General features: G+C 66.2%; 21 protein-coding genes and 1 pseudogene. 17 read left to right on the top strand and 5 right to left on the bottom strand.

Annotated elements, in window-relative coordinates; translation table 11 throughout:
- Window positions 1-5: 5 nt before the first annotated feature.
- Window positions 6-1,540, top strand: a pseudogene (locus N4S67_RS11060) (tripartite tricarboxylate transporter permease).
- Here N4S67_RS11060 and N4S67_RS11055 read toward each other — a convergent pair.
- From N4S67_RS11055 to N4S67_RS11045, 3 genes are all read right to left on the bottom strand, one after another.
- A complete protein-coding gene (locus tag N4S67_RS11055) occupies window positions 1,496-2,179 on the bottom strand; it encodes a FadR/GntR family transcriptional regulator (RefSeq protein ID WP_260992982.1) in 684 nt (227 codons plus the stop codon). The pseudogene N4S67_RS11060 and the gene N4S67_RS11055 overlap by 45 nt on opposite strands.
- Entirely contained in the window at window positions 2,176-3,294 is a 1,119-nt protein-coding gene (locus tag N4S67_RS11050; RefSeq protein ID WP_260992981.1) for an L-talarate/galactarate dehydratase, read from the bottom strand. The genes N4S67_RS11055 and N4S67_RS11050 overlap by 4 nt, the downstream gene beginning before the upstream one ends.
- 74 nt (window positions 3,295-3,368) lie before the next feature.
- Entirely contained in the window at window positions 3,369-4,475 is a 1,107-nt protein-coding gene (locus tag N4S67_RS11045; RefSeq protein WP_260992980.1) for an alcohol dehydrogenase catalytic domain-containing protein, read from the bottom strand.
- A 35-nt stretch (window positions 4,476-4,510) separates the two neighbouring features.
- Between N4S67_RS11045 and N4S67_RS11040 the strand changes: the two genes are divergently transcribed.
- Together N4S67_RS11040 and N4S67_RS11035 are read left to right on the top strand one after the other, a co-directional pair.
- Complete coding sequence (locus tag N4S67_RS11040) at window positions 4,511-4,945, top strand: acyl-CoA thioesterase (protein WP_260992979.1); 435 nt, start codon at window positions 4,511-4,513, stop codon at window positions 4,943-4,945.
- A complete protein-coding gene (locus N4S67_RS11035) occupies window positions 4,929-5,369 on the top strand; it encodes an SRPBCC family protein (protein ID WP_260992978.1) in 441 nt (146 codons plus the stop codon). The genes N4S67_RS11040 and N4S67_RS11035 overlap by 17 nt, the downstream gene beginning before the upstream one ends.
- Window positions 5,370-5,373: 4 nt before the next feature.
- On the opposite strand, the gene N4S67_RS11030 is transcribed toward N4S67_RS11035, so the two are convergent.
- Entirely contained in the window at window positions 5,374-5,577 is a 204-nt protein-coding gene (locus tag N4S67_RS11030) for a hypothetical protein (RefSeq protein WP_260992977.1), read from the bottom strand.
- Window positions 5,578-5,775: 198 nt separating this feature from the next.
- Window positions 5,776-6,468, bottom strand: coding sequence for a GntR family transcriptional regulator (locus N4S67_RS11025; RefSeq protein ID WP_260992976.1), 693 nt, complete (start codon window positions 6,466-6,468; stop codon window positions 5,776-5,778).
- Between the two features lie 70 nt (window positions 6,469-6,538).
- Here N4S67_RS11025 and fadD5 point away from each other — a divergent pair, with 70 nt between their 5' ends.
- The 14 genes from fadD5 (at window position 6,539) to N4S67_RS10955 (ending at window position 22,033) form a co-directional block, all read left to right on the top strand.
- Window positions 6,539-8,242 carry a fatty-acid--CoA ligase FadD5 gene (gene fadD5, locus N4S67_RS11020; protein WP_390893313.1) on the top strand — a complete coding sequence of 568 codons (1,704 nt, stop codon included), beginning with the start codon at window positions 6,539-6,541 and terminating at the stop codon, window positions 8,240-8,242.
- Window positions 8,243-8,439: 197 nt separating this feature from the next.
- Window positions 8,440-9,237: an MlaE family ABC transporter permease gene (locus N4S67_RS11015; RefSeq protein ID WP_260992975.1), complete on the top strand. Its 798-nt coding sequence runs from the start codon at window positions 8,440-8,442 to the stop codon at window positions 9,235-9,237.
- Window position 9,238: 1 nt separating this feature from the next.
- Window positions 9,239-10,108 carry an MlaE family ABC transporter permease gene (locus tag N4S67_RS11010; RefSeq protein ID WP_260992974.1) on the top strand — a complete coding sequence of 290 codons (870 nt, stop codon included), beginning with the start codon at window positions 9,239-9,241 and terminating at the stop codon, window positions 10,106-10,108.
- 4 nt (window positions 10,109-10,112) lie between these two features.
- Window positions 10,113-11,324 (top strand): MCE family protein, encoded by a 1,212-nt coding sequence (locus N4S67_RS11005; RefSeq protein WP_260992973.1) that lies wholly within the window; start codon window positions 10,113-10,115, stop codon window positions 11,322-11,324.
- The gene (locus tag N4S67_RS11000; RefSeq protein WP_260992972.1) at window positions 11,321-12,352 is read left to right on the top strand and encodes a virulence factor Mce family protein; all 1,032 of its coding nucleotides are present in this window, start codon (window positions 11,321-11,323) and stop codon (window positions 12,350-12,352) included. The genes N4S67_RS11005 and N4S67_RS11000 overlap by 4 nt, the downstream gene beginning before the upstream one ends.
- Complete coding sequence (locus tag N4S67_RS10995; protein ID WP_260992971.1) at window positions 12,349-13,929, top strand: virulence factor Mce family protein; 1,581 nt, start codon at window positions 12,349-12,351, stop codon at window positions 13,927-13,929. The genes N4S67_RS11000 and N4S67_RS10995 overlap by 4 nt, the downstream gene beginning before the upstream one ends.
- Before the next feature lie 10 nt (window positions 13,930-13,939).
- On the top strand, window positions 13,940-15,586 hold the full coding sequence (locus tag N4S67_RS10990; RefSeq protein ID WP_260992970.1) for a virulence factor Mce family protein: 1,647 nt from the start codon (window positions 13,940-13,942) through the stop codon (window positions 15,584-15,586).
- 31 nt (window positions 15,587-15,617) lie between these two features.
- Window positions 15,618-16,769, top strand: a complete 1,152-nt coding sequence (locus tag N4S67_RS10985; RefSeq protein ID WP_390893333.1) for a virulence factor Mce family protein — start codon at window positions 15,618-15,620, stop codon at window positions 16,767-16,769.
- 3 nt (window positions 16,770-16,772) lie between these two features.
- Window positions 16,773-18,335, top strand: a complete 1,563-nt coding sequence (locus N4S67_RS10980) for an MCE family protein (RefSeq protein ID WP_260992968.1) — start codon at window positions 16,773-16,775, stop codon at window positions 18,333-18,335.
- Entirely contained in the window at window positions 18,305-18,946 is a 642-nt protein-coding gene (locus tag N4S67_RS10975; RefSeq protein ID WP_260992967.1) for a hypothetical protein, read from the top strand. The genes N4S67_RS10980 and N4S67_RS10975 overlap by 31 nt, the downstream gene beginning before the upstream one ends.
- The gene (locus N4S67_RS10970; protein ID WP_260992966.1) at window positions 18,943-19,920 is read left to right on the top strand and encodes an RDD family protein; all 978 of its coding nucleotides are present in this window, start codon (window positions 18,943-18,945) and stop codon (window positions 19,918-19,920) included. The genes N4S67_RS10975 and N4S67_RS10970 overlap by 4 nt, the downstream gene beginning before the upstream one ends.
- A complete protein-coding gene (locus N4S67_RS10965; protein ID WP_260992965.1) occupies window positions 19,917-20,468 on the top strand; it encodes a mammalian cell entry protein in 552 nt (183 codons plus the stop codon). Before N4S67_RS10970 ends, N4S67_RS10965 begins: the two co-directional genes overlap by 4 nt.
- Window positions 20,435-21,337 (top strand): mammalian cell entry protein, encoded by a 903-nt coding sequence (locus N4S67_RS10960; RefSeq protein WP_260992964.1) that lies wholly within the window; start codon window positions 20,435-20,437, stop codon window positions 21,335-21,337. Before N4S67_RS10965 ends, N4S67_RS10960 begins: the two co-directional genes overlap by 34 nt.
- A 9-nt stretch (window positions 21,338-21,346) precedes the next feature.
- On the top strand, window positions 21,347-22,033 hold the full coding sequence (locus N4S67_RS10955) for a YoaK family protein (RefSeq protein WP_260992963.1): 687 nt from the start codon (window positions 21,347-21,349) through the stop codon (window positions 22,031-22,033).
- The last annotated feature ends 2 nt before the right edge of the window (window positions 22,034-22,035 follow it).

Below are 22,035 nucleotides of genomic sequence, written 5' to 3'. Positions count from 1 at the left end.
AGAACATGGACTTCAACGCATTTCTCGAGGGGTTCGCGGTCGTCGTCGAACCGCATAACCTGCTCTACTGTCTTGTCGGTGTCCTGATCGGCATGGTCATCGGTGTGCTGCCCGGGCTGGGCCCGGCCGCCACCATCGCGATTCTGCTGCCGATCACCTACACAATCGATCCGGTGTCGGCGATCATCATGCTCGCAGGCATTTACTACGGCGCCCAATACGGCGGCACCATCACCTCGGTGCTGCTACGGCTACCGGGCGAGGCGTCGAGCGTGGTGACGGTCTTCGACGGCTTCGCGCTGGCCAAGCAGGGCAAGGCCGGTACCGCGCTGGGCATCGCGGCGATCGGTTCTTTTGTCGGCGCGACGATTTCGATCATCGGTTTGACGCTGCTCGCACCGGTGGTGGCGAGCGTGGCTCTGGACTTCGGCCCGCCCGAATACGCCGCGCTGGCACTGCTCGGTGTGCTGCTCGTCGCCACCATCGGCAGCGGCAACAAACTGAAGGCGCTGATCGCCGGAGCGATCGGCCTGCTGCTGGCCACCGTGGGCCGCGACAGCTTCAGCGGCGCCTCCCGGTTCACCTTCGACAGCCTGCAACTGGCCGACGGCATCGACTTCGTCGTCGTCGCAATGGGGCTTTTCGGTGTCGGGGAGATCCTCTACAACCTGGAACAGCGACACCGGAAGGTGCAGGCGCCCACGAAGGTCGGCAACGTGTGGCCGTCGCGCAAGGACCTCAGACAGTCCTCCGGTGCCATCGGTCGCGGTTCGGTCATCGGTTTCGTGCTCGGCGTCCTGCCCGGCGGCGGCGCGGTGCTGTCGTCGATCGTCGCCTACGCGACCGAGAAGCGGCGTTCCAAGACTCCGGAGCGGTTCGGTCGCGGCGCGATCGAAGGCGTCGCCGCGCGGAGACGGCGAACAACGCGGCGGCGACATCGTCGTTCATCCCCCTGCTCACCATCGGACTGCCGGCCAACGCGTCGATGGCGATGCTGTTCGGCGCGCTGCTGATTCTCGGCGTCTCGCCGGGACCCCAACTGGTCGACGAGCATCCCGACGTGTTCTGGGGCGTCATCAACTCCATGTACATCGGCAACCTGTTGCTGCTGATCCTGTCGATCCCGTTGGTGGGCCTGTTCGTTCGCATCCTGCGGGTGCGCCCGGCCATCTTGGCGCCCATCACGGCGCTGATCACGATTCTCGGCGTGTACACGATCAACAACTCGGTGTTCGACATCTACCTGATGGTGACGTTCGGGATCATCGGCTACTTGATGAAGAAGGCGGGCTTCGACCCGGGCCCCATGGTGCTGGCATTCGTTCTCGGCTCGATCATCGAGTCGAGCACCCGCCGCTCGCTGCTGATCTTCGGTGGCGACCCGACCGGCTTCTTCACCCGGCCGATCTCCGGAACGATTCTGGCGATATTCGTCGTGCTGGCGGTGCTGCCCCTGGTGCGGCATTTGATGAAGCGGCGCAAGGACGTTGACCGGTCACCGACCGACGTCGAGCCGCCGACGAGTGTTACCAAGGTGTAGCCGCATCGCGGCCCTGGCCGTATCGGCGTCGCCGGCGACAACCGCGGCCGCGATGTTGTCGTGCTCGGCGCGGACCCGCTCCACGTGGGTGGCGTTCGTCAGAGAGTAGGTGTCCGGCAGCCGGGTGCGCGGCAGCATGATCATCATCGGGCCCAGCGAGTCGATCAGGTCGGTGTAGAAGCGGTTGCCGCTGCACGAGGCGACCGCTCGGTGGAACAGGAAGTCGGCCTCGACGGCGTCTTCCGGCGCTGCACCCGCGAAACTCGCTAGCGCGGAGCGGATTTCGCCGGCCGACGCGTCCGTGACGCGTGCTGCGGCCATAGCCGCGGCCTCACATTCGACGCCGACGCGGAAGTCGATCATGTCGAGCACGTCGTGGTGCGTGCGGATGGCCGCCGACTCCACGGTGAACGACGTCGGCTCGGGCATCGCCAGCACGAACGAGCCGCGGCCCTGAAATGTCTCGACGAGGCCCTCGGCGCGAAGCCGCGTGACGGCTTCGCGCACCACGGTGCGCGACACACCGTACTCGTCGATGAGCTCGGTCTCCGACGGCAACTTGTGCCCCGGCGGGAGGTCGCCGGCGAGGATCTTGTCCTTGAGCCCCGTGACCACCTTCAGCGCCAACGTCGTCGTCATTGCCTGAAGTGTGCCGTTTCCTTGGTGAGCGCGCGCATCCGGTCGCTCAGCGTGAACCCAAGACCGGGCCGGTCGGGCACGTACATGCGGCCGTCGCGAATCTCGGTGCGCTCGTTGAACAGTGGGTTGAGCCATTCGAAATGCTCGACCCACGGCTCGGTGGGATATGTCGCGGCCAGATGCAGGTGGATCTCCATCGCATAGTGCGGTGCCAGCGCCAGCCCCGCGTGCGACGCCAGCGTGGCGAAACGCAGGAAGGGGGTGATGCCGCCGATGCGCGGGGCGTCGGGCTGCACGATGCCGCGATACCCGGCGTCGATGAGCGCCATGTGCTCGGGCACCGACGTGAGCATCTCCCCGGTCGCGATCGGGGTGTCGAAGGTGTGGGACAAGTCGGCGTGGCCGACGGCATCCCATGCGTCGAGCGGCTCCTCGATCCACACCAGGTCGAACGCCTCGAGCTCGCGGCACATCCGGCGGGCCCTGGCACGGTCCCACTGCTGGTTCGCGTCAACCATCAAGGGGGTCTCGCCGAGGTGGTCGCGCAGCGCCGCGACCCGCTGCAGGTCGGTCTTCCAATCGGGTTGTCCGACCTTCATCTTGATGCCGCCGATCCCGGACTCCAGCGAAGCGGTGGCCTTCTCCTTGATTTCCGCGACGGAGGCCTGCAGGAAACCGCCGGAGGTGTTGTATACCCGGCAGGAGTCGCGGTGGGCGCCGATCAGCTTGGCCAAGGGCAGACCCGCGCGCCGAGCCTTGAGGTCCCACAGCGCGACGTCGAGCGCGGCGATCGCCTGCGTCGCAACGCCGGAGCGTCCGACCGAGGCGCCCGCCCACAGCAGAGACTGGTAGATGCGGTCGATGTCGGAGGGGTCCTGGCCCAGCGCGACGTCGGCCACCTCGGCCAGGTGGCTGAATTGTGCGCGGCCACCGGCACGCTTGGAGTAGCTGAACCCCATGCCTTCATGGCCCTCTTCGGTCGTCACCTCGACGAACAGCAGAACGGTCTCGGTCAGCGGCTTCTGCCGACCGGTGAGGACCTTGGCGTCGCTGACCGGACTGTCCAGCGGAAGCACGACGTGGGAGAGCGTGAGGTGACGAATCCGGTCGGGCATGAGGCTCCTCACACTGATGTGATGAGTCGCCAACTTATCACATAAGCGCGGGCAGGACCGAACGCTCGCGACGTTTAGTCAAACCGGATGATCTGACGGACCGCTTTGCCGTCGGCCAGTTCGTCCATGCCGGCGTTGATGTCCTCGAGTGCAATGGATGCCGACACCAACGACTCCACCGGCAGCTTGCCCGCCCGCCACAGGTCGACGAAATGCGGGATGTCCCGCGAAGGTAGCGCCGATCCGAGGTAGCTGCCGATCAGTGAGCGCCCTTCGGCCACGAAACCCAACGGCGACAGGGTGACTCGCGCATCGGGGCGGGGCAGACCGACGCAGACGGTGCGGCCGCCGGGAGCGGTCAGCTGGACCGCGGTCTCCACGGCGTTGGGATGGCCGACGGCCTCGATCACGACGGCGCCCTTCGGTCCGGACTCGCGTGCCTCGTCGGGGGTGAACGCGTCGTGCACGCCGGCATCGCGTGCGCGGTCGAGCTTGTCGGGCAACTGGTCGACGCCGACAACGCGGACGTCAGCGTGGGCGAGCGCGGTGAGCACTGCGGCCATGCCGACACCGCCGAGGCCGACGACGACGACGGTCTGGCCGGGCCGCGGGCGTCCGGCGTTGATCACCGCCCCGCCGCCGGTCAACACCGCGCAGCCGAGCAGGGACGCGACGTCGGGTGGCACGTCGGCGGGAACGGGTACCACCGATCGCCGGTCGACGACGGCGTGGGTGGCGAAGCCTGAGACACCGAGGTGGTGGTGAACGGGTTGACCGTCGCGGGAGAGTCGACGCTCGCCGGTCAGCAGAGTGCCCGCTGTGTTGGCGGCGCTGCCCGGCCCGCAGGGGGTCAACCCGTTGGTGGCACACGCTTCGCAGTGGCCGCAGCGTGGGAGGAACGTCATGACCACGCGTTGTCCGGTCTCGACGTCGGTCGCGCCGGGTCCCAACTCTTCTACGACGCCGGCCGCCTCATGACCGAGCAGCATCGGAACGGGCCGGACCCGGTTGCCGTCGACGACCGACAGGTCGGAGTGACACAGTCCGGCGGCTTCGATGCGGACGAGCACTTCACCGTCACCGGGCGGCGCCAATTCGAGCTCACCCACCGACAGCGGCCGGGAGTCGGTGTACGGACGGGAAAGACCGATCTGTTCGAGCACGGCGCCGCGGATCCTCATGACCAATAGCCTGCCCCGACTGGGAGACTGCTGCCATGACCAGTAGCGGCGATTTCCCGGTGCACTGGCCGGTCACCACCAGGTGGACGGACAACGACATGTTCGGCCACCTGAACAACGCGGTGTATTACGCGCTGTTCGACACGGCGATCAATGCATGGATCAATACCAACTGCGCGATCGACCCGTTGACGGCGCCGTGGCTGGGGGTAGTGGCCGAATCGGGCTGCAAGTACTTCGCGGAGTTGAAGTTCCCCGACCCGTTGACGGTCGGGCTCGCGGTGGCCCGGTTGGGCAACAGCAGCGTGAGGTATCGGCTGGCGATACTCGGACCGGGCGGGGATGTCGCGGCCGAAGGTCACTGGGTGCATGTCTATGTCGATCGGTCGAGCCGACGGCCGGTTCCGATTCCGGGCGAGATCCGCTCGCTGCTGCAGTCGATATGCTCGCCCGATGCCGTTAGTGAGTAAGACCGTCGAGGTGGCGGCTTCGGCCGAGGCGATCATGGCGATCGTCGCCGACTTCGAGAAGTACCCGGAATGGAACGAGGAGATCAAAGGCTGCTGGGTGCTGGCCCGCTATGACGACGGCAGGCCAAGCCAGCTGCGGCTCGACGTCGTGGTGCAGGGACAGTCGGGCATGTTCATCACCGCCGTGTACTACCCGGCCGAGAATCAGATCTACACAGTGCTGCAGCAGGGCGACCATTTCGAAAAACAGGAGCAGCGGTTCAGTGTGGTGCCGATGGGACTCACCTCACTGCTGACGGTGGACCTCGATGTGGAGACCAAACTGGCCATCCCGAAGCCGATGGTCAAGAAGGCGATCAGCGACACGCTCGACTATTTGGCAGGCAATCTGAAGACGCGCGCCGAACAGCTGGCGGCGACGTAGAGCTCTAAGCCAACAGGCTGCGCACTCTGCCGAGAGCCGCCTCCCAGCGCAGCGCGTCAGACACGGACTTCGAGGCTCGACCCTGCACCGCGAAGTTGTAGTAGTCCAGCGCCTCCACCAGGTTGCCGACAGTAGTTCGGCCATGCTGGGCCAAGTAGAACGTCAGCACATACCGCAGTTCCACAACGTTGAGGGTTCGTTTGGTCATGATCTGACTCTGGCGGCCACGGCTGACAAGAGCGGGCTTGGGCAAGACCTTATCCACAAGGCAGTCCGCGAGCCGTGTGCTGTGCGGGAAGCTCTTCCCGAATTGCCCACCTCTGAACGACAAAATCGGTGCCAACGACATTGTCGGTGTGAGGCGGGCAATTCGACAGGTGGGTTGGGGAGGCGACGTCGTGGTTCCTCAGCTCCAGAGGCCGCTCTCGTCGAGTCGGGCGAGCAGCCGCTGGGCGCCGTCGCTGAATTCGCCGCCGGTCAGCCGCACCACCGTGTCCACGTCGCGCCGGCGCAGCGCCGCGATCAATTCCCGGTGGCTGGCCACCGCCGACACCCCCCACTGTGGATCGCCCGCGTAAATCTGGCCCGGCAGGTACCGCGCCACATGAAGCAGGAACCACGCCAGCTTGATCCGGCGCGTCGACCGGTTGAAGACCCGGTGGAACGCGAACTCGGCGGCGGCGATCTCGTCGGCGTCGTGGCCGTCGACCGCTTCGGAGAGCGCGCCGTTCAGCCGCTCCAACTCGTCGATCTCCGCTTCGGTGATCCGCTCCGCAGCCGTCGCCGCCAACTCTTTGGCGAGCGTGCTCTGCAACCAGAAGATGTCCTCGACATCGGCCCGCGTCAGCGGGACCACCACGTGGCCCCGGTGCGGCTCCAACGCGACCAGTCCCTCGCCCCGCAGCGTGCGCAACGCCTCCCGGACCGGAGTGATGCTGACGCCGAGCTGCGCGGCGGTCTCGTCGAGCCGCACGAACGTGCCCGGCCGCAACGCACCGGTGATGATGTCGATACGCAAGCGCGCCGCGACCTCGTCAGACAGCTGCTCCCGGCGCACCGCGCGCCGAGCTCCCAACCGCGGCCGAACGGGTGCATTCATGCAGTTCTCCGGTCTGTGACGCGGGGTTGTCCCTGCGCCTCCTAGGCCATAGTGTGACCGAGGCGACACCATGTTTGATCAAATATCATCGCCGCGCAACCCGTCCGGCCTCGACGAGGGAGAACTTCAGCCGTTGATCGCCGAACCGTCGCTGACCGACCAGCCCTACTTGGCGCGGCGCCACAACTGGGCCAATCAGCTAGCGCGGCACGCGCTGATGCAGCCCGACAACACCGCGCTGCGATTCCTCGGCCGGACGACGACCTGGGGCGAACTCGATCGGCGCGTGAGTGCACTGGCCGCCGCGCTGAGCCGTCGCGGCGTCGGCTTCGGCGACCGGGTGCTGATCCTGATGCTCAATCGCACCGAGTTCATCGAGTCGTTCCTGGCGATCAACAAGCTGGGCGCGATCGCTGTGCCGGTGAACTTCCGGATGACCCCACCCGAGATCGCCTTCCTCGTCAGCGACTGCCAGGCCCGCGTCGTCATCACCGAATCGGTGCTGGCCGGCGTCGCCGCCGCGGTCCGCGACATCGACGCGACGCTGGCCACGGTGATCGTCGCCGGCGGTGCGGACGGGGACGTCCTGTCCTATGAGGACGTGCTGGTCGAGCCCGGCGACGAGCCGCAACCGGTCGACATCCCGAACGACTCGCCCGCGCTGATCATGTACACCTCGGGCACGACCGGACGGCCGAAGGGCGCGGTGCTCACGCACAACAACATCGCCGGGCAGGCGATGACCAACCTGTTCACGATCAGTCCCGACATCAACCACGACGTCGGCTTCATCGGTGTGCCGATGTTCCACATCGCCGGCGTCGGCAACATGATCAGCGGCCTGCTCCTCGGCCTACCCACCGTGCTTTACCCACTGGGCGCGTTCGACCCCGGTGCGCTGCTCGACGTGCTGGCCGCCGAGAAGGTCACGGCGATTTTCCTGGTGCCCAGCCAATGGCAGGCGGTGTGCGCCGAACAGCGGGCCAACCCGCGCGAACTGCATTTGAGGGTGCTGTCGTGGGGTGCCGCCCCGGCATCGGATACGTTGCTGCGTGACATGGCAGAACTCTTCCCCGGCACTCAGATCTACGCGGCGTTCGGCCAGACCGAGATGTCGCCGGTGACCTGTATGTTGTTGGCGCAGGACGCTATTCGTAAGCTTGGCTCGGTCGGAAAGGTCATCCCGACGGTGGCCGCACGCATCGTCGACGACAACATGAACGACGTTCCGGTGGGTCAGGTCGGCGAAATCGTGTACCGGGCGCCCACCCTGATGGCCGGCTACTGGAACAACCCGAAGGCCACCGCCGAGGCGTTCGCCGGCGGCTGGTTCCATTCCGGCGACCTCGTCCGTCAGGACGAGGAGGGCTACATCTGGGTGGTCGACCGTAAGAAGGACATGATCATCTCCGGCGGCGAGAACATCTACTGCGCCGAGGTCGAGAATGTGCTCGCGGCCCACCCGTCGATCGCCGAGGCGGCGGTCATCGGCAGACCCGACCAGAAATGGGGCGAGGTGCCCGTCGCCGTCGTGGCCTTGGGTGCCGCCACCGAGAGCTCCCTGGAGTTGGCTGACCTTGATGAGTTCCTCACCGAACGGCTGGCCCGGTACAAGCACCCGAAGGCGCTGGAGATCGTCGACGCGCTGCCGCGCAACCCCGCGGGCAAAGTACTGAAAACGGAACTGCGGGCGCGGTTCGCACCGAACGAACCGATTGACGCAAACGAAAGTTCCAGTGTGCCAACGGTTTCTACTGCGGCACAGAGCAATTAACGGACAGGGACTGGTTTGCTAACGGTTACGGACTCAATCTCCCAGATGCGGTGCACGGCGGATACGGCATCGGGTACAGTCCTGTGGTCCGTCTTACTACCCGCGAGTAGGGAGACGCTGGTCACACATATTGGTTTGTTGGGGCAAGGAGGGGGCGTGCGACAGGGTCTGCCGTTGCGCCACTACGGAGCGCACTGGTGACGGCGTCGACCGGCGTGACCGGTTATCTCCGTGACCAGATCAGGCCCGGGCTCACGGCCGTCGGCGGCTTCGTCCGCATGGTCGTGCTCACCGGCAAGGCGTTGTTGAAGCCTCCCTTCCAATGGCGCGAGTTCATCCTCCAGAGCTGGTTCTTGATGCGGGTGGCGTTCCTGCCCACGATCGCGGTGTCCATCCCGCTGACCGTGCTCCTCATCTTCACGCTGAACATCCTGTTGACCGAGTTCGGCGCCGCCGACATCTCAGGGGCCGGCGCGGCGCTGGCCGCCGTGACCCAGCTCGGTCCGCTGGTGACCGTGCTCGTGGTGGCTGGCGCAGGCTCGACGGCGATCTGCGCCGACCTCGGCGCGCGCACCATCCGCGAGGAGATCGACGCGCTCGAGGTGCTCGGCATCGATCCGATCCAGCGTCTGGTGGTGCCGAGGGTCATCGCCTCGACGTTCGTCGCGCTGCTGCTCAATGGCGCCGTGATCACCATCGGCCTGGTCGGCGGCTTCATCTTCGGTGTCTATCTGCAGAACGTCTCGGCCGGCGCCTACGTCTCCACGCTCACGCTCGTCACCGGCCTGCCCGAGGTGCTGATCTCGGTCATCAAGGCCATGACCTTCGGCCTGATCGCAGGCCTGGTCGGCTGCTACCGGGGGCTGACAGTCGCCGGTGGCGCCAAGGGTGTGGGCACCGCGGTCAACGAGACCCTGGTGTTGTGCGTGATCGCGCTGTTCGCGGTGAACGTCGTGCTGACAACGATCGGCGTGCGATTCGGAACGGGGAGCTGACGTGTCGACGACCCAAGTCCTGCGTTCTCGATTCCCGCGGGCGTTCTCCCGCGGCGCGGAGGTCGCCACGGCTCCGGCCCGCTTCGTCGACAGCCTCGGCCACGTCGCGTGGTTCGTCGTCACCGCGGTGGGATCGATCGGCCACGCCATGCGGTACTACCGCAAGGAGATGCTGCGGCTCATCGCCGAAATCGGTATGGGCACCGGCGCCATGGCGGTCATCGGCGGCACGGTCGCGATCGTCGGCTTCGTCACCTTGTCCGGATCCTCACTCGTTGCGATCCAGGGCTTCGCGTCACTGGGCAACATCGGTGTGGAGGCGTTCACCGGCTTCTTCGCCGCGCTGATCAACGTGCGCATCGCCGCACCCGTCGTCGCGGGCCAGGCACTGGCCGCCACGGTCGGCGCGGGTGCGACGGCCGAGCTGGGCGCGATGCGCATCAGCGAGGAGATCGACGCCCTCGAGGTGATGGGCATCAAGTCGATCTCGTATCTGGTCTCGACCCGCATCGTGGCCGGCTTCATCGTCATCATCCCGCTGTACGCGATGGCGATCATCATGAGCTTCCTGTCCGCCCAGGTGACGACGACGTTCTTCTACGGGCAGTCGATCGGTACCTACGAGCACTACTTCCGAACGTTCCTGCGAGCCGACGACGTGATGTGGTCGTTCGTCCAGGCGATCCTCATCTCGGTCATCGTGATGCTCAATCACTGCTACTACGGCTACTTCGCCTCCGGCGGCCCGGTGGGCGTCGGCGAGGCCGTCGGCAGGTCGATGCGCGCCTCGCTGGTCGCCATCGTGTGTGTGGTCCTATTCGCCTCGTTGGCGCTCTACGGCGTCGACGCGAACTTCAACCTGACGGTGTAGCGCCATGACCGCACCTGTGAATAAGCCCCGTACCCCGCCGTACAAGATCGCCGGCATCGTGCTGGCACTGCTGACCATCGCCGCACTGGTGCTGGTGTTCATGCAGTTCCGCGGCGACTTCCTCAAGCGCGAACAGCTGACCATGATGGCCGCCCGCGCGGGCCTGTCGATGGACCCCGGGAACAAGGTCACCTACAACGGCGTCGAGATCGGCCGGGTGGCGAGCGTCGACGCCATCGATGTCGGCGGAGAGCCGCGGGCCAAGATCACGCTCGACGTCGACCCGAAGTACCTGAACCTGATCCCCAAGAACGTCGACGCCAGCATCGACGCGACCACCGTGTTCGGCAACAAGTACGTCAACTTCACCTCGCCGAAGAACCCTGCCAAGGACCGAATCTCGTCAGCCGACGTGATCGATGTGACGACGGTGACGACGGAGTTCAACACGCTGTTCGAGACCATCGTGGAGGTGACGCAGCAGGTCGACCCGATCAAGTTGAACCAGACGCTGACCGCCGCCGCCGAAGCCCTCGACGGCCTCGGTGACCGGTTCGGACAGTCGATCATCAACGGCAACGAGATCCTGGCCGACCTGAACCCGCAGATGCCGCAGATCCGCCGCGACAACCAACTGCTGGCCGATCTCGGCGACACCTACGCCAATGCGGCGCCTGACCTGTTCGACGGTCTGGAGAACGCCGTCACCACCGCGGCCACGCTCAACGACCAGCAGGAGAACATCGACCAGGCACTGATGGCCTCGATCGGCTTCGGCAACACCGGCGCCGACATCTTCGAACGCAGCGGACCGTATTTGATACGCGGCGCCAAGGACCTCATCCGCCCCTCGGAGATCCTCGACGAGTACAGCCCGGCGTTGTTCTGCACCATCCGCAACTTCCACGATGTCGAGCCCAAGGTGGCGGCGTCGCTCGGCGGCAACGGCTACTCGCTGCGGACGCTGTCGGAGCTGATGGGTGCGGCCAACCCGTACGTCTACCCGGACAACTTGCCGCGCGTGAACGCACGCGGCGGACCCGAGGGCAGGCCGGGTTGTTGGCAACCGATCACGCGTGACCTGTGGCCGGCGCCGTATCTCGTGATGGACAACGGGGCGTCGATCGCTCCGTACAACCACTTCGAACTGGGGCAGCCGATCCTTATCGAGTACGTCTGGGGACGTCAGGTCGGGGAGAACACGATCAACCCATGAAAATCACCGGTACCGCCATCAAACTCGGCGCCTTCTCGCTGGTGCTGCTGCTGTTCACCGCGATCATCATCGTGGTGTTCGGTCAGATGCGCTTCGACCGCACCACCACCTATACGGCGATCTTCACCGATGCCAGTGGGCTGCGTTCCGGACAGTTCGTCCGTGCGTCAGGCGTCGAGGTCGGCAAGGTCTCCAAGGTTCAGATCGTCAACGGCGGAACCCAGGCGAAGGTCGATTTCGATGTCGACCGTTCCCTGCCGCTCTTCGAAGGCACCACCGCATCGATCCGCTACCTGAACCTCATCGGCGACCGGTACATGGAACTCAAGCGTGGCGACAGCGACAAGCGGATGCCCGGCGGCGGGACCATCCCGATCGAGCGGACCGAGCCGGCGCTGGACCTCGACGCCCTGATCGGCGGCTTCCGGCCGGTGTTCCGTGCGCTGGATCCGGACAAGGTCAACAGCATCGCCCAGTCGATCGTCACGATCTTCCAAGGACAGGGCGGCACCATCAACGACATCCTCGACCAGACCGCGTCGCTCACCTCGGCCCTGGCCGATCGCGACCAGGCGATCGGAGAGGTGATCCGCAACCTCAACACGGTGCTCGACACGACCGTCAAGCATCAGCAGCAGTTCGACGAGACGGTGCAGGACTTCGAGACGCTGATCACGGGCCTGAAGAACCGGGCCGACCCGATCGCGACGTCGGTCGCGGGGATCAGTGACGCGGCGGGCACGCTGTCTGATCTGCTTGCCGACAACCGGCCGTTGCTGCAGAGCACCATCGGCCACCTCGAAACCATTCAGCAGCCGCTGATCGACCAGCAGGACGAGCTCAACGACCTGCTGACCAGGCTGCCGACAGCGTTCAAGATCATCGGCCGCGCTGGCGGTATCTACGGCGACTTCTTCAACTTCTACGCCTGCGATATCTCCTTGCGCCTCAACGGTTTGCAGCCGGGTGGTCCGGTGCGCACGGTCAAGTTGTTCGGTCAGCCGTCGGGTAGGTGCACGCCGCAATGAGAACGCTCGAAGGTTCGAACCGGGTCCGCAACGGGTTGATGGGCATTCTTGTCCTGCTGCTCGTCGTCGGCGTGGGCCAGAGCATCGCCAGCGTGCCGATGCTGTTCGCCAAGCCGACCTACTACGCCCAGTTCTCCGACACAGGTGGGCTCAATCCGGGCGACAAGGTCCGCATCGCCGGTGTCGACGTGGGTCTGGTCAGCAGCATGGAAATCGAGGGAGACAAGGTCAAGATCGGCTACTCGCTCAACGGCACCCAGATCGGGACCCAGAGCCGCGCGGCCATCCGAACCGACACCATCCTGGGTCGCCGCAACATCGAGATCGAGCCGCGCGGTTCGGAGCCGTTGCGCGCCAACGGCACCCTGCCGCTGGGGCAGACCACGACGCCCTACCAGATTTACGACGCGTTCTTCGACGTCACTAAGGCAGCCTCGGAGTGGGACACCGACACCGTCAAGCAATCGCTGAATGTGTTGTCCGAGACCATCGATCAGACGTACCCGCATCTGAGCGCGGCCCTCGACGGGGTGGCCCGGTTCTCCGACACCATCGGCAAGCGCGACGACGACATCAAGAAGCTGCTCGACAACGCCAACCGCATCGCCGGCATCCTCGGCAGCCGCAGCTCGCAGATCAACCAGCTCCTGGTCAACGCTCAGTCGCTGCTCGGCGCGATCAACGAACGCAACTATGCGGTCAGCGTGCTGCTGGAGAACGTGTCGGCCTTCTCCGAGCAGGTGAAGGGCTTCATCGACGACAACCCGAACCTCAACCGGGTGCTCGAGCAACTGCGCACCGTCAGCGACATCCTGCGCGAGCGCAAATACGACCTGATGGACACGCTCACCACGGTTGCCAGCTTCGTGGCGTCCCTCGGTGAGGCCGTCGCGTCCGGTCCGTACTTCAAGGTCATGCTCGTCAACCTGCTGCCGGGCCAGATCCTGCAGCCGTTCGTCGACGCGGCCTTCAAGAAGCGTGGCATCAACCCCGAGGAGTTCTGGCGCAACGCGGGTCTGCCGGCGTTCAGGTTCCCCGACCCGAATGCGCAGGGCTTCGAAAACGGCGCTCCGCCACCAGGACCCGCTGTGCTCGAGGGCACACCGGAGAACCCGGGCCCGGGCGTGCTGAAGGGCTCGCCGTGCTCCTACACGCCGCCGGCTGACGGCCTGCCGCGGCCCGGCAACCCGCTGCCGTGCGCCAACCTGTCGGTCGGCCCCTTCGGCGACAACCCGTACGGACCGAATTACGGACCGCCGAACGTGGCCACCTCCGACCCCAACGTGCACGGCCCGCAGCCGTCGCCGGGTGTGCCCGCCGCGGCCATCCCCGGCCAGTTGCCGCCCAATGTGCCGGGTGCGCACGGCCAGCTGCCGCCCGCGCCGCCGGGAGCCCGCACCGTGCCTGTCGGCCCGATGCCGCCCCAGCCGCCGGACTTCACGCAGGGCTTCGCTCCGATACCGCCCGCGTTGCCTGCGCCGGCGGTGCCGGGACCAGGCCCGCAGTTGCCGCCCGCCGGAACGCCGCCGTTACCAGGCAATCCGCCGTTCCTGCCACCAGGATCGCAGCAGGGGTAGGGGATAGCACATGTCGACAATCTTCAACATCCGAAACCTCAAGGCGCCGGGCATATCTCGCGCCACGTTGATCATCGGCGCGGTGATCGTGGTGCTTGTTCTGGTGGCCGCGTTCGTCGGGTACGGCCTCTACAAGAAGATGACCACCAACACCGTCGTCGCCTACTTCACCGACACGCTGGCGCTGTATTCCGGCGACAAGGTGACGATCATGGGCGTGCAGGTGGGCAAGATCGAGGAGATCGAACCAGCGGGCGACAAGATGAAGGTCACCTTCACCTACGAGAACAAGTACCAGGTGCCCGCCAACGCCACCGCGTCGATCCTGAACCCGAGCCTGGTCGCGTCGCGCAACATCCAGCTGTCCCCGCCCTACAGCGGCGGGCCGGTGCTGGAGGACGGCGCCGTCATTCCGATCGACAACACCCAAGTGCCGGTCGAGTACGACGAACTGCGTGACTCCATCGACCGGCTCCTGACCGATCTGGGCCCCACGCCCGAGCAGCCCAAGGGTCCGTTCGGCGACATCATCGAATCGGCCGCCGACGGATTCGCCGGCAAGGGTGAGCAGCTCAACAAGACGCTGAACAATCTGTCGGAGGCGTTGTTCGCCCTCAACGAGGGCCGCGACGACTTCTTCGGTGTCGTCAAGAGTCTGGCGCTGTTCGTCAACGCCCTGCACCGCAGCGATCAGCAGTTCGTCGCGCTCAACGACGACCTCGCGGAGTTCACCGGCGCGTTCACCAACACCGACCGCGAGGTCGCCAACGCGCTGCAGGACCTCAACCAGCTGCTGCAGACCACGCGCAGCTTCCTCGACGAGAACGCCGAGGTGCTGACGACCGACATCAACAACCTGGCCGAGGTGACCAACGCGATCCTGCAGCCCGAGCCGCGCAACGGCCTGGAGACGGCGCTGCACGTGTTCCCGAACCTCGGCTCGAACCTGATGAACATCGTGTCCCCGGTGACCGGTGGCGTCATGGGCATCCCGGTGATCAACAACTTCGCCAACCCGTTGCAGTTCGTCTGCAGCTCGATCCAGGCCGGCAGCAGGCTGGGTTACCAGGAGTCGGCGGAGATGTGCGCGCAGTACCTGGCGCCGATCCTCGATGCCATCAAGTTCAACTTCCCGCCGTTCGGCGTCAACCAGTTCACCTCGGCGTTGACGTTGCCGAAGCACATCGCATACTCGGAACCGCGCCTGCAGCCCCGGCCGGGTTACAAGGACACCACGGTGCCGGGTATCTGGTCGCGCGACACGTTGTTCTCGCACGGCAACCACGAACAGGGCTGGGTCGCCGCGCCGGGCATGCAGGGTGTGGACGTGCAGCCGTTCACCAAGAACATGATGACCCCGGAGTGCCTCGCAGAACTGCTGGGCGGACCCGACTGTGTGGTTCCCGGCGCGCCGCCTGCCTTCGGGACGACCCGCGACGGCAACCTGCCCGGACCGCCCAACGCGTTCGACCAGAACAACCCGCTGCCACCGCCGTGGTACCCGCAGCCGGGACCCCCGCCGCCGCCGTCGCCGGGCGTCATCCCGGGTGACCCGGGTGGCTCGCCGTTGTCGGCACCCGGACCGGGACCCGGCCCCGCACCCGCGGCACCGGCGGCACCCGCAGGACCGCCGCTACCAGCAGAAGCAGGTCGGTGATGAGCGCATGCGCGAAGAACAGAGGGCAAAGATGATCGCGCGCAAGTGGGGCCGGATCGCGCGACGCACGGTCGCGTTGTCGGCGATCGCGCTCGTGCTGAGCTCGTGCGGCTCGTGGAAGGGCATCGCGAACGTGCCGCTGCCCGGCGGACCGGGCACCGGTTCGGACCGGATGACGATCTACGTGCAGATTCCGGACACGTTGGCGCTCAACGTCAACAGCCGGGTCCGGGTGTCCGACGTGTATGTCGGCCGGGTGCGGTCCATCGAGCTGAAGAACTGGGTCGCGACACTGACGCTGGATCTGAACTCCGACGTGAAGCTGCCCGAGAACGCGCTGGCCCGTATCGGGCAGACCAGCCTCCTGGGTTCGCAGCACGTGGAACTCGAGACGCCGCCGGACCCGTCGTCGCAGCCGTTGCGCAACGGCGACACCATCCCGCTGCAGAACGCGTCGTCGTTTCCCACCACCGAGCGGGTGCTGGCCAGCATCGCCACCATCCTGCGCGGCGGCGGAGTGCAGAACCTCGAGGTCATCCAGACCGAGATCTTCAACGTGCTCAACGGCCGCGGCGACCAGATCCGCGAGTTCCTGAACCGGTTGGACACGTTCACCGACGAACTGAACCAGCAGCGCGAAGACATCACGCGGGCGATCGACTCCACTGATCGGCTGCTGGCGATCGTCGCTCAGCGCAACAACACCCTGGACCGGGTGCTGACCGAATTCCCGCCGCTGATCAAGCATTTCGCCGAAACACGCGATCTGTTCGCCGACGCGGTCGAGGCGCTGGGGCGCATCAGCGTCGCGGCCGACAATGCGCTGGCGCCCGCCAGTGACGACATCAACACCAACCTGCGCAACCTGCAGCGTCCGCTGAAGCAACTCGGCCGGGCGTCGCCGTACCTGATCGGTGCGCTCAAACTGATGCTCACCGCGCCGTTCTCGATCGAGAACGTGCCGAAGGTGGTCCGCGGCGACTTCCTCAACGTGTCGCTGATGGTGGACCTCACGTTGTCGGCCGTCGACAACGGCATCCTGACGGGCACCGGTGTCTCGGGCATGCTGCGCGCACTCGAGCAGGCCTGGGGACGTGATCCAGCGACGATGATCCCGGATGTGCGGTTCACACCGAACCCGCACAATGCGCCGGGCGGACCGCGTGTGGAAAGGGGTGAGTGAGCAGTGCTGACCAGGTTCATCAAGTTTCAGTTGGTGCTGTTCACCATCCTGACGATCATCGCCCTGGTGGTGCTGGGCTGGTACTACCTGCGGGTGCCCAGCCTGATGGGCATCGGCCAGTACGAGCTGAAAGCCGAGCTGCCACGATCCGGTGGGCTCTACGCCACCGCCAACGTGACGTACCGCGGCACTCAGATCGGCAAGGTCACGTCGGTCGAGCCCACCGAGAACGGCGCGATGGCGGTGATGAGCATCGACAACCGGTACAAGATCCCGGCCGACGCGTCGGCCAACGTCCATTCGGTGTCGGCCATCGGTGAGCAGTATCTGGACCTGGTCTCGACCGGCAACCCGGGCCAGTACCTGTCCGAGGGCCACACGATCACCGACAGCACCGTGCCCAGTGAGGTCGGCCCCGCGCTGGACGCGGCCAACAAGGGCCTCGCTGTGCTGCCTAAAGAGAAGATCGACAGGCTGCTGACCGAGACCTCGCTGGCCGTCGGCGGTTTGGGTCCGTCGCTGCAGCGGCTGGTCGACTCGACGACCAACATCGCGCAGGGGCTCCAGGAGAACCTGCCGCAGGTCAACGACATCATCAACAACGCGGCGCCGATCCTCGACAGTCAGGTGCAGTCGGGCGACAACATCGCCGAGTGGTCACGCAATCTCAATGTGATCGCCGCACAGTCGGCCGAGCAGGACGCGGCGCTTCGTAGCGGCCTCGAGCAGGCCGCGCCGACGGCCGATCAGGTCAACGCGGTGTTCACGGGAGTGCGCGACTCGTTGCCGCAGACGCTGGCGAACCTCGCGATCGTCACCGACATGCTCAATCGCTACCACAAGGGCCTCGAGCAGACCCTGGTGATCTTGCCCCAGGGTGCAGCGGTGGCGCAGGCGGGCACGCTGTTCGAAGACCTCGGCCAGCTGCCGCTGGCGTTGTCGATCAACCAGCCGCCGCCCTGCCTGACCGGCTTCCTGCCCGCGTCCGAGTGGCGTTCACCCGCCGATGTGAGCATGGCGCCGCTGCCGCGCGGCACCTACTGCAAGATCCCGAAGGACTACCAGGCCAACGTCGTCCGCGGTGCGCGTAACTATCCGTGCGTCGACGTTCCCGGTAAGCGGGCAGCCACCCCGATGGAGTGCCGCAGCCCCGAGCCCTACGTGCCGCTGGGAACGAACCCGTGGTATGGCGACCCGAATCAGGTCCTGTCGTGCCCCGCTCCCGGTGCGCGGTGCGACCAGGGCGTCAACCCCGGCCGCGGTGTCATCCAGGCGCCGTCGGTCAACAACGGGATGAATCCGCTGCCGGCGGACCAGTTGCCGCCGCCGCAAGCAACGGCCCCGGTCAGCGACCCGTTGAGCCCGCCCGGCCAGGGTTCGGTGACCTGCAGTGGACAGCAGCCCAACCCGTGCATCTACACTCCGGCACCAGGGCCACCAGGTGCCACGGCGGTGTACAGCCCGAGCAGTGGTCAGGTCGTCGGACCTGACGGCGTCAGGTACAACGTCAGCAATTCGAATACAGGAGACGACGGATGGAAGGAGATGCTGGCACCCGCCAGCTGAACCCCACCGATGCTGATGCTTCGCCCGACGAGTCGTTAGCAGTACCCCCGCAAGACCAGACCCCATCGATCGACGAATCCGAACAAGCCGCAGAGCCTGACCTCCGCCGCGTGTCGCGGTTGGGCATCGGATGGATGGCGGGCATCTGCGCCGTGTTGGTCCTGCTGGCCATCGGTGGCGCTGTGGGCGGCTACCTCGCGCTCAAGGCGCACCAGGACAGCCAGGCCGTGGCCGCCGCCGACAACGCGGCGCTCGAGGCGGCCAAGGCATGCGTAGCCGCGACGCACGCACCGGACACGGCGGCCATGACCGCTGCGCAGTCGAAGATCATCGAGTGCTTCACCGGCGACATGACAGCGCAGGCGACGCTCTACAGCGGTGTGTTCGTCGACGCCTACCAGGCCGCCGACGTCAAGGTGGCGGTCTCGGACATGCGTGGCGCGGTGGAGAAGCACAACGACGACGGGACCGTCGACGTTCTGGTCGCGGTGCGGGTGAAGATCACGAACGCGGAGACGGCCGACCAGGAGCAGGGTTACCGGTTGCGGTTGAAAATGACGCCGTTCGAGGGCGCCTACAAAGTCGCCGACATCGACCAGGTCACCTCGTGACCGCTGTCGTCGACACCACCGTGGACGCGCCGACCGAGGACGCGACGCCGTTGCCCGCGCTGGCCTCGTGGCCGGCCAGGGCGGGCGCCTTCGCCGTCGACGTCCTGCTGGGTGTCGCAGTGATCGCGACGCTGGCGCTGGTGGCGTGGACCGCACCGCTGCGCGGGTGGCTGTGGTGGCTCTACGTCGGCGCTGCGGCCCTGGCCTTCGTGGCGATGGCGGTGAACCGGTGGCTGCTACCAAGCACGCGGGGATTCAGCCTCGGCCGAGCGCTGCTGGGTATCGCGGTGACGACGCGCGACGGCGCAGCCGCGGGCGTGTGGCGGCTACTGGTCCGCGACGTCGCGCACCTACTGGACACCGCCGCCCTGTTCGTCGGGTGGCTGTGGCCGCTGTGGGATCGACGCCGTCGAACGTTCGCGGATCTGTTGCTGCGCACCGAGGTACGTGCGGTCGAGCGGCCGAAGCGCGATGTGCGCCGGCTGACTGCCTGGGTTCTGATCGGCGCCGCGCTCGCCTGCGCAGCGGCGGTCGGACTGAGCTACCTGGTGCAGTACCGGCACGAACAGGCCGTTGATGAGGCGCGACGACAGATCATCGAGCAGGGCCCGCGCATCGTCGAGGAGATGCTCAGCTACAACAAAGACACGCTGCAGCAGGACTTCTCGCGCGCCCAGTCGCTGACCACCGACAGCTACCGGCCACAGCTGATCGCACAGCAGCAGGCGGTGCAGCAGTCCGGGGGGACCTCGAACGATTTCTGGGCGGTGAGCAGCGCGCTGCTGCCCAACCCTTCGGTGACGCCCGACTCCGCGGCGATGCTGCTCGCGATGCAGGGCCAGCGCGGCGCCGCCCAGGATCTGAAGTTCATCACCGCGACCGTGCGCGTCGACTTCGAGAAGGTCGACGACCAGTGGCGCGTCGGCAACCTCACGGTGCTCAAGAAGCCCCAGATGAACCAGGCGGGGCAATGAGTCCGCGGCGCAAGGTCGACAGCGGCGAGAAGGACTTCTTCTCGCTCGAACCCCCACCGCCGCGTCGGTGGGGCCTGCCGGTTGTGGCGATCGTCGTCTCACTGTTGATCGTCGCCGCGATCACCGCGAGCACGTTGATGTTGATCCGCCACGAAACGGACCGGCGTGCCGCGGTGAAAGAGGCGGCGGCGCTCGGGTACGTGCGGGAGTTCATGACCGCATACACGACACTGGATCCGTTCAACGCCAACGCATATGCCGATCGCATCAAAGGCCAGGGCACCGGGGAGTTCGCCACGATGTTCCAGGAGAAGGAGCCCGAAATCCTGATCCAGGTCGCGCGCGCCGAGCCCACCACGGGCCAGGTGGTCGAGGCCGGCCTGCAACGCTGGAACGACAACGGCAGCGCTGATGTTCTGGTGGCGACGAAGATCTCGTCGAAATCGCCGGACGGGAAAACCACGATCGAGAGTGGGAACCGTTGGGTGGTAACGGCTATCAAGGAAGGAGAGCAGTGGAAGATCAGCCAGCTGATTCAGGTGATCTGACCACCGGCACCGCCGAGACGGCCGACGAGGTGAGCGAAGCCGAGGGCACCCGCCGCAAGAGGCGGTTCTCACTGCGTCGCCGCTCGAAAACCGCTGCGCCGGTGATAGAACCGGCCGAAGAGGCCGAGCCGGACACCGCATCTGCGCCGCGTGTCCCGATGGGGAAGTCGGCCCGCACGGCCAAAGTGCAGGAAGCTGCTGTGGAACCGCCCGAAGCGAACGGAGAAACCGCCTCGGACACAGCCGAGAACCAGCCCGGCGTCGACGACGACCAGCAGATCGCCGAGACCGCAGACGCCCCGGAGGAAGCGAAGGACGAGCCGGCGATCGAGCCGATCCTGGTGCCCTACCGCCCTGCAGGTAAGCGGCTGACCGTCGCGGCTACCGCTGCCGGCGTGCTCTTCGTTGCCGCAGCGGGTTTCGCCGGCGCGACGTTGCAGCCGTACTTGGCTGACCGCGCCGAGGTCGACACCAAGCTCGACGTCGCGCGCACCGCGGCCAGTGCCATTTCGACGCTGTGGACCTACACGCCCGACAACATGGAGTCTCTGCCCAACCGGTCGGAGGGCTTTCTGGGCGGCGACTTCGCGCACGAGTACCGCAAGTACATCGACGCGATCGTCGCACCGAACAAGCAGGCGCAGGTCACCAACACGACCCAGGTGATGGGTGCCGCTGTGGAAACGCTCACCCCGACCGAGGCCACCGCGCTCGTCTACACGAACTCGGTGGCCACCAGCCCCGTGACCAAGAACATCCCTTCGCTGCGTTACCTGTCGTACCGATTGACGATGCAACGCCACGACGCGAAGTGGTTGATCACGCGGATGTCGACGGTGACGTCGTTCGACTTGACGCCGCAGCTGTAGGTAGGCGAGATGGCCGTCGATTCGCCGGTCTCCGAACGGTCGACGGTCACCGCGCTGTTGCTGCTGACATTCGCCACAGGACTCGTCGACGCGGTCAGTGTGCTCGAACTCGGGCATGTATTCGTCGCGAACATGACGGGAAACATTGTCTTCCTTGGCTTCTGGCTGGCTCCGCATTCGACGGTCGACGTGACCGCGGCGCTCGTCGCATTCGTGTGCTTCGTGATCGGCGCGGTGTTCGGAGGGCGCCTGGCGCGTCATCTCGACTCCGACGTTCGCCGGTGGCTCGGAATCACACTGGGCGCCGAAGTCGTGCTGCTGCTGGCCTTGTCGATCTTGGCAGCGACCGGCGTGTTCGACTACGTGAACAACACGAAGCTGTTCTTGATCGCGGGTCTTGCCGTCACGTTCGGCGTGCAGAATGCCACGGCACGGCAGTTCGGCATCCAGGAGCTGTCGACCACGGTCCTGACGACCACGATCTCGAGCATCGGGTTCGACAGCAGGCTGGCGGGGGGGACCGGTGAACGCGGACGATTGCGCTACAGCGTCGTGCTGTTGCTGTGCGGCGGTGCGGGCGTCGGTGCCGCGATGACGCGGTTCTTCGTCGCGCCGGTGATCGCGCTGGCGGCGGTCGTCGTGGGTGTCGCTGGAGCGATCTTCTGGTTCGGGAACCGCCCCGCCGAAGCGGCGTAGCG

This window comes from Mycobacterium deserti (assembly GCF_025345615.1).
GTDB lineage: Bacteria > Actinomycetota > Actinomycetes > Mycobacteriales > Mycobacteriaceae > Mycobacterium > Mycobacterium deserti.
This window is presented reverse-complemented; position numbering and strand designations above follow the sequence as displayed.